Annotated in this window: 8 protein-coding genes and 1 pseudogene; 7 read left to right on the top strand and 2 right to left on the bottom strand. The window is 42.3% G+C overall.

The window, feature by feature from the left end; translation table 11 throughout:
* The first annotated feature begins 55 nt into the window (after positions 1 to 55).
* The 4 genes and pseudogenes from BCU12_RS04005 (at position 56) to BCU12_RS03995 (ending at position 2983) form a co-directional block, all read left to right on the top strand.
* Entirely contained in the window at positions 56 to 877 is an 822-nt protein-coding gene (locus BCU12_RS04005; protein WP_102403094.1) for an ABC transporter permease, read from the top strand.
* Between the two features lie 84 nt (positions 878 to 961).
* Positions 962 to 1624, top strand: a complete 663-nt coding sequence (locus BCU12_RS04000) for a GntR family transcriptional regulator (RefSeq protein ID WP_102403093.1) — start codon at positions 962 to 964, stop codon at positions 1622 to 1624.
* A gap of 85 nt (positions 1625 to 1709) precedes the next feature.
* Positions 1710 to 2113: pseudogene (locus tag BCU12_RS23570) on the top strand (IS6 family transposase); the annotation flags it as partial.
* 168 nt (positions 2114 to 2281) lie between these two features.
* Positions 2282 to 2983: a hypothetical protein gene (locus tag BCU12_RS03995; protein ID WP_102403092.1), complete on the top strand. Its 702-nt coding sequence runs from the start codon at positions 2282 to 2284 to the stop codon at positions 2981 to 2983.
* 29 nt (positions 2984 to 3012) lie between these two features.
* On the opposite strand, the gene BCU12_RS03990 is transcribed toward BCU12_RS03995, so the two are convergent.
* Positions 3013 to 5889 carry an HD domain-containing phosphohydrolase gene (locus BCU12_RS03990; RefSeq protein WP_102403091.1) on the bottom strand — a complete coding sequence of 959 codons (2877 nt, stop codon included), beginning with the start codon at positions 5887 to 5889 and terminating at the stop codon, positions 3013 to 3015.
* Positions 5890 to 6098: 209 nt separating this feature from the next.
* Between BCU12_RS03990 and BCU12_RS03985 the strand changes: the two genes are divergently transcribed.
* The 3 genes from BCU12_RS03985 (at position 6099) to BCU12_RS03975 (ending at position 8160) form a co-directional block, all read left to right on the top strand.
* Positions 6099 to 6539, top strand: coding sequence for a 2-keto-3-deoxygluconate kinase (locus tag BCU12_RS03985; protein WP_102403090.1), 441 nt, complete (start codon positions 6099 to 6101; stop codon positions 6537 to 6539).
* A gap of 279 nt (positions 6540 to 6818) precedes the next feature.
* Positions 6819 to 7562 carry a phosphatase gene (locus tag BCU12_RS03980; protein ID WP_102403089.1) on the top strand — a complete coding sequence of 248 codons (744 nt, stop codon included), beginning with the start codon at positions 6819 to 6821 and terminating at the stop codon, positions 7560 to 7562.
* Between the two features lie 196 nt (positions 7563 to 7758).
* Entirely contained in the window at positions 7759 to 8160 is a 402-nt protein-coding gene (locus BCU12_RS03975) for a cytochrome b562 (protein WP_198599245.1), read from the top strand.
* A 195-nt stretch (positions 8161 to 8355) separates the two neighbouring features.
* On the opposite strand, the gene BCU12_RS03970 is transcribed toward BCU12_RS03975, so the two are convergent.
* Positions 8356 to 9288, bottom strand: a complete 933-nt coding sequence (locus BCU12_RS03970) for a LysR family transcriptional regulator (RefSeq protein ID WP_102403087.1) — start codon at positions 9286 to 9288, stop codon at positions 8356 to 8358.
* Positions 9289 to 9475: the final 187 nt, after the last annotated feature.

The following is a 9475-nucleotide window of genomic DNA, read 5'->3' as shown; positions in this document are numbered from 1 at the left end:
TTTAGGCAACAACGCCTTAAACTCTCTAATACAAAGCGAACTTAAGGAATTAAGTATGTCATTCCATATATATTCTAGCAAAACGGGAAAACTCTCATATATTTTATATGTCAGTTTCTCAATTACTGCGCTTGTATTTCTATCGGTTCCTTTAATAGCAGTACTTCCTCTGTCATTTAGTTCAGATAGTTTCTTAAGTTACCCTATTACTGGATACTCCCTACAATGGTATGAAGAAGTACTGACTTCTCCAGTTTGGATGAATGCACTAAAAAACAGCATATTTGTTGGCGTAGTATCTACAATCTTTGCAACAATCCTGGGCACTTTAGCAGCCCTAGGCATTAACACATCTAATTTTAAAGGAAAAGCAGCGGTTACTGGATTAATGGTATCCCCCATGGCTGTTCCAATGATTATCGCGGCTTTGGGATTATACTTCTTTTTTGCAAAAATTGGGTTGGGATCAACTTATACCGCTTTGATAGTTGCGCACACGCTGCTTGGCACACCTTTTGTTTTAATTACGGTAAATGCTACTCTGCAGGGTTTTGATTTTAACTTAATACGAGCAGCGGCAAACCTAGGTGCTAGTCCTCTTGTTGTGTTAATCAAAGTTGTTCTACCTTTGATTTTACCTGGTGTAGTATCTGGCGCACTTTTTGCCTTTGCGACATCCTTTGACGAAGTAGTGGTTGCTGTTTTCGTAGCAGGTCCAGAACAGAGAACTTTGCCAATGCAAATGTTCGAAGGTCTTCGAGAAAACATTACGCCTGCTATTATTGCAGTTGCAATGTTACTAACATTGTTTTCACTTGCGCTACTGCTAACACTAGAGTTTCTGCGTCGTAGGTGTGAGAAAATGATCTCAGAGTAAATCCATAGCGAACAACTGAAGATAAAAATTACTTTTATTGTATAATATTTCATAGTGTTTTTTGATCTTATAACAGGTTTAATCATGGTTATTGACAGCAAGCTTAATAATTCGCATCTTGGCAGCAATGTTTATTTATTGCTAAGGGAGTCCTTGATTAGTGGAAAGTTAAAACCTAATGATCGACTAAAAATTAGAGAACTTGCCGAACAATTTGGTACTAGTGTCACACCTGTAAGAGATGCCATTTTGCAGCTATCAAAAGAGCACGCATTGGTTATGAAGTCACCAAGAGATATTAGAGTTCCAGTACTAACAAGGCAGCAGTACCTTGAAAATAGAAGCCTTCGTATAGAGCTTGAGGGTTTAGCTGCCTATACTGCTGCCAAAAAAGCCACAAGTGAAAAACTAGAACTATTGGAAAACAATATTAATGAGAATCTTTTAGCCATTCATGAGAAAGATATAGGGAAATCATTAGTATTAAATAGTGCATTTCATATTATGCTCGCTTCTATAGCAGAAATGCCTTTACTGGAGAGTTTTATAAGTACTCTTTGGATGAGGACTGGGGGGGTTGTAGCTATTGCATATGAACATTTCTCAGAAGAAATGGCGATTCATCATCATTGGGAAGTTCTTGAGGCACTAAAAAATGGAGACAGTGAAATTGCAAAATATGCAATTCACTCCGACATTTATAATGGCAACCAAATAATGGCTAGATATATCGAACTTGATGGATAAATATCCATCCTTAAAACGAGCTAGATGCAAAAAAGTCAGTGACGATGTAATTACCATCATCTGATCGTAAACATCGGTAAACTCAATGATTAACAAATTAAAATGGAAACACTTGGCAACTATTCTATGGTACATATGTTGGTAGGGCTCGACATCAATGAGTTACGCTAGCCTCAGCGATATGCTTCAGGAACGAGGCATTTCCGTTAATCGCTCCACTATCTATCGTTGGTTTATTGAGTTTGTTCCGTCATTACGTAAGAAAGTCAGACGTTATCAGATGATTGGCTCGGATTCTTCATCGCAACCGGATAAAGCCTTTGTTAAGGAGAAAAGGAAATTGTTCTAACTCTATCGCGCCATCAATACACGTTGGCAAACGCTGCTTACGTTTAACATTCGATTGAACTGCAGCCTAGCATGTTGAGTACGGACAAACACTCCTCTTATGCTCATGCTGTTTCAAGCCTTATGAGCGAGGGTAAACTGCTCAGATTCAAAGAAAAGTGCTAAAGACCTCTGTTTTTCGCCATTCTTGTGTATGTCGAAAGTCATCTATACTGATAATTCTCTCAGGCAGCTTTAAAATTCCAGTCTGCAAAGTGGTAAATTTTTATTTTTTTAAGGGAGTGATTGAGTGAGAATGAGAGACGCGAGATGAACCAAGCGAATTTGTTTAGGACGCTAAGAAAAGTTGGTGTATTGCTCTGTGGGGCTCTGTCGCTGTCTGTTTTTGCGCGAGGAGGCGTTGATGTTCTGGCAATAGAGTTTCCGCCTTACACAACCGCTAGCATGCACGATCAGGGGATCGCTTTCGATAAACTCCGCTCTCACCCTGCCATGTCGGGAATAGACATCAATGCTCAGTTTTCTCCGCCAACGCGTTTGGGCAAGCGTTTACTGATGGGAGACTGGTGCCTCAGTTTTTACCCTCCAAGGGATAAAAACAATTCAACGTTGAAAAAGTGGGTCCTGTCTAACGAGGATATTCCTCTTGGTTTCTATCGATTGAATCAGCAAGGTGCGTTTCAATGGGACGATCTCTCTGAATTGGAGGGGTTATCCGTGGCATTGCTGGTTTCCTATTCTAAAAAAGGGCTAAGTGGTGTGCTGCATGACAGTGGCCTTGACGTTCTTGAGGTTAACTCTCTAGCCCAAGGATTTGATTTGTTGCTAAAGAGTCGAGTCGATTTGGTTTTCGCGGATCGTTACAGCGGGGAGTTTATTGCCGTTGAGCATGAATACAGGCTTGAAGATCTCGAGTTCTCAAGCTCTCATCTAGCCATAGAAAAATTCCATGTGTGGGTGAACCTCCAGTGCACTGATTTGGTTAAAGAAATCTCACCATACTGGGACTAGATGATTTTTTAATGCTGTTCTTGGTGGAATCAGAACAGCGTTTTTAAATACTCTTTTACTGTTTGAACATGCGCGTCGCGATCAAAATCATCCCGTTGTTTTTCCGTTAAGAATGCGTCCGCGTAATCTTGGTCTAATTGGTTCTCTAAAAACAATAAATATAGCTTAGGATCAATATGCCCAGTCGTGGCCATTTCCGTCATTATTTGAATTGACTCGCTAAGCTGCTTGCCTTTCTTGTATGGCCTATCACTCGATGTTAGCGCTTCAAGCACATCCGCTATCGCCATGATTCGAGCCGGAATAGACAACTGGTCTTCATTCAACCCTCTTGGGTATCCATTACCATCCACACGCTCGTGATGGCCGCCTGCGATGTCTGGAATGTTCTTGAGATGTTCAGGGTAGGGCAATCTCCTCAGCATAGAAATCGTCTGAATGATGTGGTCATTAATAATGAAACGCTCTTCACGGTTGAGGGTCCCTTTGGTGATAGAAAGGTTGTACAACTCCCCTCGATTGTATTTCAGGTCACCGGGTTGAAGTGTGAACGACTCTTTCCATACTTCTTCTGGCTTGAACCCTTCGCTCCACTGGATTTGGTGTACTGGTTTATCGGATAGTAATGATTCCATCACAGGCAGCGTTTTAGCAGGCTCTGCCCTTTGTTTTTCTATCCAAGAGACACCTAGCTGATCGTTGAGTGTGCGCCTCCATTGTCGTTTCCCTATGGTTTGTAACTGAGTCAGATCAGCGTCACTCATGGATTCTCCACCAATATTCGTGGATGCGACAAATTCAAATTCTTTGTCCAAAGTTTGGTGAAGTTGGCTAAGCACTTCCTTGCTCGATTGTTCATCTTCACCTTGTTGAAGGGCTTTCCAGTAATCAACCTCCGCCTGGCATTTTAGCAGTTCGAATCGCATTCGAATCTCGTGTATACGATCATAAATGGTTTCCAATTTAGTCGCTTTATCAACGACATACTCTGGCGTGGTGACTTTGCCACAATCATGTAGCCAAGCCGCGAGGTGAATTTCTTCTCGCTGTTTTGGCGTGACGGAGAATTGAGGGAAATACTTGTCGTCGTTTTCAACCACCTTGGTTAGCATTTTAGTGAGTTCAGGCACTCGCTGGCAATGACTGCCTGTATAAGGGGATTTGGTATCGATGGCGGATGCAATCAGCTCAATAAACGCGTTGAGCATCTCCTTTTGCTGTTCCATTTGGTCGATATTGTCTTTTGCTATCTCGGCAAAACTTAAAAGTTCACGAAGAAAAGCGTGCTTGTCGCTTTGTTGCTTTGTGATTTTTCTTTCGTATCCGAGCGTTAAAACGCCAACCAGCTGTTTTTCTCTGTTAAGTAGCGGGAAAAAATAGATATCGGAGTTATAGAGGTAGTCTCTATATTTGCTAAGGGCATTATCCTCTTGATTCAAATGGATAATCTCGCCTTTCTTGAGATCGGTTAACAGCCAAGGTGTTTCGCGAAGAAAAGAGTTGATCTCTATCTTGAAAGGAATGATGGCATGGTTTGCAGCGGTCACGAATTTATCGTCTTGCTCGGAATGAACGAAGAGTAAAATGGTTTCGGCGCGAGTCACAAGATAGCTTTGATGAGTAATGGTTTTAGCAAGCAGGTTAAAGTCTTGGTTAGACGCGGTTTCTCTTAATAAACGCAACAGGTCATGCAGCGTGTGCTCCATTAGCTCGATAGATTGGGTGAGGTTGGTGACTTCTTTGATCATGCTTTTTGGGTAGCGCGTTTTTTTAAAATCAAAACGTGCAATATTGTCCGTTAGGTGAACCAGGTTTTGTAGTGGATTAGCAAGCCTTTTAGCCACAAACCAAACAATCAAGAAACTGAGGATCAGCATAGACAGTGCGACGGTGATTTGTTTATTCCTCATGGAGACAAGGTTACTGATCAGGTCGTCTTGCGGTGTCGCTTCTGCGAGCAACAAACGAACATGATTGTTCAGTGCAACTGGGGTAAGAGTGATAGACCAGAGAATATTATTGTATGAAACTTCTTCATGGAGAGGGTCATCACTTGCCTTGTCCACGACAGGCTGAAAGACACTGTCTTCAATAGCACGATTCAGCTGCTCTATCGGTTGGTTTATATCAATGCCAGACTGGTGATGCGCTAGAACTTGGAAATCATCGTCAAAAAGAAGCATTTTCGAATTGCTTGAAAAGCCAATTTCACTGATTTGATTGGACAGTGAATCCAATGTGAAATCAGCCCCAATAACAGATTGGCCGTTTATCGATCGGCGTGAAAGCGTAATCCCATTTTTATTCATGGAATAGAATCGATAGGGATCGGTAAGTCGAATCTCTCCATCAGCATCGGCGTTGATGAACCAAGGGCGAACTCTAGGGTCGAAGTCGTTGTCGTCTGTTTTGGTATAGCCAATCTGATTATGGTTGCCATCTAGGAAGTAGATTTCGTTGGACCCAGAAAGTTTGGTGATCTTGATGAGCAGGTTGGCTTTTTCAGGGGCTTGGTTGTTCTCTCTATCAAGGTTAGTGCGTAGCGGCGTCAAAATAGTAAATGTGCCATTTTCTAACGCGTAATAGAGCGCCGTGAGGCTTTTGTTTCTTTGAAAGATCAACTCTATAGAGGATAACCATCGCTTTTGCGTTATCGGTGATTTAGGTTGTTCTACGACTGGGCTATAGGCAAGAAAATCTAATGTCGTGAAAATTGGCCCCGTGCTTTGCTTGAATGCATTCTCGAGTTTACGCGTGTTTTCTCTACTTACCTCCTTGGCACTCGCTGCCAATAAAGCTTGTGAATGGTTATAGCTGATCGCGATCAGCACTACGCCGACAAGAGTAGTGAGTACCAAAAATAGGCTGGTAATGTGAATACTCAGCGAGTAACGACGTTTTCTCATTGGCATTTCCGTTGCAAAGAGCTCTAGTAAGTATTGTCTATACACTCGATCATGCAAAAATATTCTGAAATTTTAGAAGGTTGATATATTAGAAAAATGGTCTAGAAACAGGCGCAATAAGCTTAATGTCGCAAAACGATGTTTTTTTAACCGAAATGAAAACAAATTCATCTATACCTGTTAAGTAGTCAATGACATTGGGACAATTTATGCTGACGCTTAACTATGGTATTGAAATCAAATCAGACTCTAAAACCGTATGGAAAATCTTAACCGAACTCGATAAATATCAGCAGTGGGCAGCCGCGTTTTCACCCGAATCTCAGTTTAAAGGGCAGTGGTGCGAAGGCGAAGACATGCTGTTCTTTGACCCAAGTTTGGGCGGGACTCGAGCGCAAATTGACCGGGTTTCCGTTAACCATGCTATCGAATACCATCACGTCGCGATTTTTTATCCAGAGAATATGAAAGACATTGATGCCGATATCGCCGATAAATGGATTGGGTCTTCCGAGTCTTTTCAAATCGACTCGCTTGATAATTCGGTTGTGCTGCAAGTCACGGTTAAAACGCATCCTGACTTTATTTCAATGTTCAACAATGGATGGGAAAAAGCCCTGCCTATGATTAAGGAATTGTGTGAGCAATAGTAAGGTTTCTCTGCGCTCCCAGAATCAGAATACCGGAACCTGAAAACCAGAGCCTAAATGAAAGCCATCATCATTATAGTGAGCATGATTGTCGTCAGTATGATTATATTCAGTATGATTATGTTTAGTATGAATAGTTGGCTCGGTTCATAATCTCCCATTTAGGCGAGTGAATCTAAGTTGTTTGGTTACTGAATTGTCATCGAAACGAACAAGACTAAGTACGCGTATATTGATAAACTGCGGCCAAACGAAATTGACCGGATGTGAGAGCCGTAGATGAAACTCAGTGTTGATACCCATACCCATACTTATGCAAGTGGCCACGCGTATAGTACTTTGATTGAAAACGCCAAGTCAGCCAAAGAGAATGGTTTGTCGCTGTTCTGCACGACTGACCACGCTGAATCAATGCCCGGTGCACCACATTATTGGTTTTTTGCGAATCAACGTATTCTTCCTCGCTTTCTAGAAGGCGTTGGCCTTTTAAAAGGGTGCGAGGTGAATATTATGAATGTTGAGGGCGAAATCGACATTCCGTTGTCCGTCGATCAGCATTTGGATTGGGTACTTGCGAGCTTTCATGAACCTGTCTTTCGCCCAGCCGACAAGGCCACTCATACACAAGCGCTTATTAATATCATCAAATCTGGTCGTGTGGATGCCCTTGGCCACCTTGGTAATCCAAATTTTGACTTCGATTTCGATGCCGTCATTCAATGCGCAGCAGAAAACAATGTGGCAATCGAAGTAAACAATACCTCACTGACTGGCCGCAATCGTGTGGGTAGTGTAGAACGTTGTTATGAGATTGCATGCTTGGCAAAACAGTATGGCGCATTTGTCACAACGGGCAGCGATGCTCACTTCTGCGAATATGTTGGTAAGTTGAATCTGGTTAACGATCTGCTTGAAGCGACAGACTTCGATTCTACTAGGGTCATCACTCATACTTCGCGACAGTTTTTAGACTTTCTCGAGCTTCGTGGCAGAGCGCCTATTGAAGAATTTGCTCATCTATAGATGGTTACTCAAAGTACCCCAGTTGTGATAGCAAGTAATGGCCAAATGCTTAGGAAAAATACATTAGAGTCTAAGCTTTGAGGCTCGCTGTTACTTGCCGATCGTTCGTTTATGTAAATTGATACACTTTTTCGCTCAATTCCAAAGTGGATTTCCTTTACACTCCTGTTAATTAATCTAACTAAAATTTAAAATCATGAAAAAAATATTACCAATGGCTCTCGGGCTTGCTATGTCATTCGCTGCTCTCTCATTTAACGCTGTCGCTGACGATTTTGATATGACTCAAACGATGAAAAAAATGGGGCTTGAATTCCGTCAAGCAGCAAAAGCCGAAAGCGTCGAATCCATGCAAGAGCCTATCGCGAATCTGGCTGACCTTATTCAAGATTTAAAGAATGCGGAACACCCTGTTGAGAAAAGTGAGTTGTATTCGGAAGGCTTTACGAAACTGCGTATTGCGGTAGAAAATGTTGAGTCACACCTTGAAAATGGTGACTTGGAAAATGCTCAGCAAGCACTGCGTGAAGTGGATGACCTTCGAATTGAATTCCACGATAGACGTAACCCAAGTATTTGGAGCCGTATATTCGGTTAACCACCGAAATAGATAACGTGTTTTAAAAGGTTGCCTCTCGCACGGGGGCAACCTTTTTTGTTGCTTCAAACATTCTTTTTAATGTTTTCAACATCGAGTAGTCGCCATTTCGCACGAGGTTTAGAACACACGTTACCCGCATGCGATTTTTAGGTGGGGAAACGTGCTGGGAGCTTGCCGACATCAAGAGAAGCACTAGAGCGTTTCAACAGACAGTTTATTGGTGAGATTTTCCATCACAAAATCAATGAAGACTCTAAGGCGTGCTGGCATGTATTTTGTTTGAGCATACTGCATGGCGATTTCACCATGGTAACTGCTCTTAATTGTCCATTTGGGTAGTACTGGAACCACCTGTTTATTCTCTATTGCTTCTTTCACCACAAAGTCGTGGAAGATACCGATGCCTAAACCGCTTTTCACACCATTCAGTCGCATTTGAGAGTGATTCACGGCGTACCGACCAGAAATGGTCACCGTGTGAAATTCATCGTCTTTTAGGAAGTCCCAAATGTTGTCTTGTTCTGTTTCAGCCAGGTAGATGCAATCGTGCTCTACTAACTCTGTCGGATGAATTGGCATGCCTCGCTCTGCAATGTAATCAGGGCTAGCGCAAAGAACGAGATCCGTTTTTCCTATCTCTTTTAAAACCAGTTTCTCATCAGGTTCATCAGTCAACTTGAACGCCACATCAATGCCGTGTTTGAACAGATCAATTTCGCCATCAACAGCGCGCAGTTTGAGCTGAATAAGTGGGTAGCGTTGTAAGAAAGGGACAATAAAAGGTTGCAATACCGAATTTAAAAAAGCCTCTGGTGCTGCAACGGTTAACACGCCTGACGGCTCGCTGTGATCCGCCGTCGACAGTTCAACCGCTTGCTGCGCAGCATTCATCATGACAACCGCTTGGTTATACACTTTTTGCCCTGCCTGAGTGATGATGAGTTTACGTGTTGTTCTTTCAAACAGCTTTACGTTCAATGCATTTTCAAGGCGAGTGATCAATTTGCTGAGCGCAGAGGGGGTAACATTGAGCGTTTTCGCCGCCGCCGTAAAACTGCCTTCATTGACCACCAAAATGAATGAGGCTAAATCTGGGAGTAATGAGATCAATTTTGGATTAAGCATAGAGAGTCAAGACCAACGCTTTTTCAATCAGAAAGGGTAAACACTATTATTACTGATAAATATCTAGCCGTCATTAGCCGTGAGTCTATATCTTGATGGCGTCTTTCAGTGCATAAGGCAGAGACAAAAAGGCCACCCATTAACGTCGAGTTAGAGGGTGGCCTTGGTACTATTCAGCTATTCAGCT

The organism is Vibrio sp. 10N.261.55.A7, from assembly GCF_002877365.1.
In the GTDB taxonomy this organism is placed as follows: Bacteria; Pseudomonadota; Gammaproteobacteria; order Enterobacterales; family Vibrionaceae; genus Vibrio.
The sequence above is the reverse complement of the archived record's forward strand: the minus strand, read 5'-3'. Positions and strand labels throughout refer to the sequence as shown.

Excerpts from the sequence above, each read along its gene's own strand:
- BCU12_RS04005 (WP_102403094.1), top strand. The coding sequence starts at position 56 with ATGTCATTCCATATATATTCTAGCAAAACGGGAAAACTCTCATATATT.
- BCU12_RS04000 (WP_102403093.1), top strand. The coding sequence starts at position 962 with ATGGTTATTGACAGCAAGCTTAATAATTCGCATCTTGGCAGCAATGTT.
- BCU12_RS03995 (WP_102403092.1), top strand. The coding sequence starts at position 2,282 with ATGAACCAAGCGAATTTGTTTAGGACGCTAAGAAAAGTTGGTGTATTG.
- BCU12_RS03990 (WP_102403091.1), bottom strand. The coding sequence starts at position 5,889 with ATGAGAAAACGTCGTTACTCGCTGAGTATTCACATTACCAGCCTATTT.
- BCU12_RS03985 (WP_102403090.1), top strand. The coding sequence starts at position 6,099 with ATGCTGACGCTTAACTATGGTATTGAAATCAAATCAGACTCTAAAACC.
- BCU12_RS03980 (WP_102403089.1), top strand. The coding sequence starts at position 6,819 with ATGAAACTCAGTGTTGATACCCATACCCATACTTATGCAAGTGGCCAC.
- BCU12_RS03975 (WP_198599245.1), top strand. The coding sequence starts at position 7,759 with ATGAAAAAAATATTACCAATGGCTCTCGGGCTTGCTATGTCATTCGCT.
- BCU12_RS03970 (WP_102403087.1), bottom strand. The coding sequence starts at position 9,288 with ATGCTTAATCCAAAATTGATCTCATTACTCCCAGATTTAGCCTCATTC.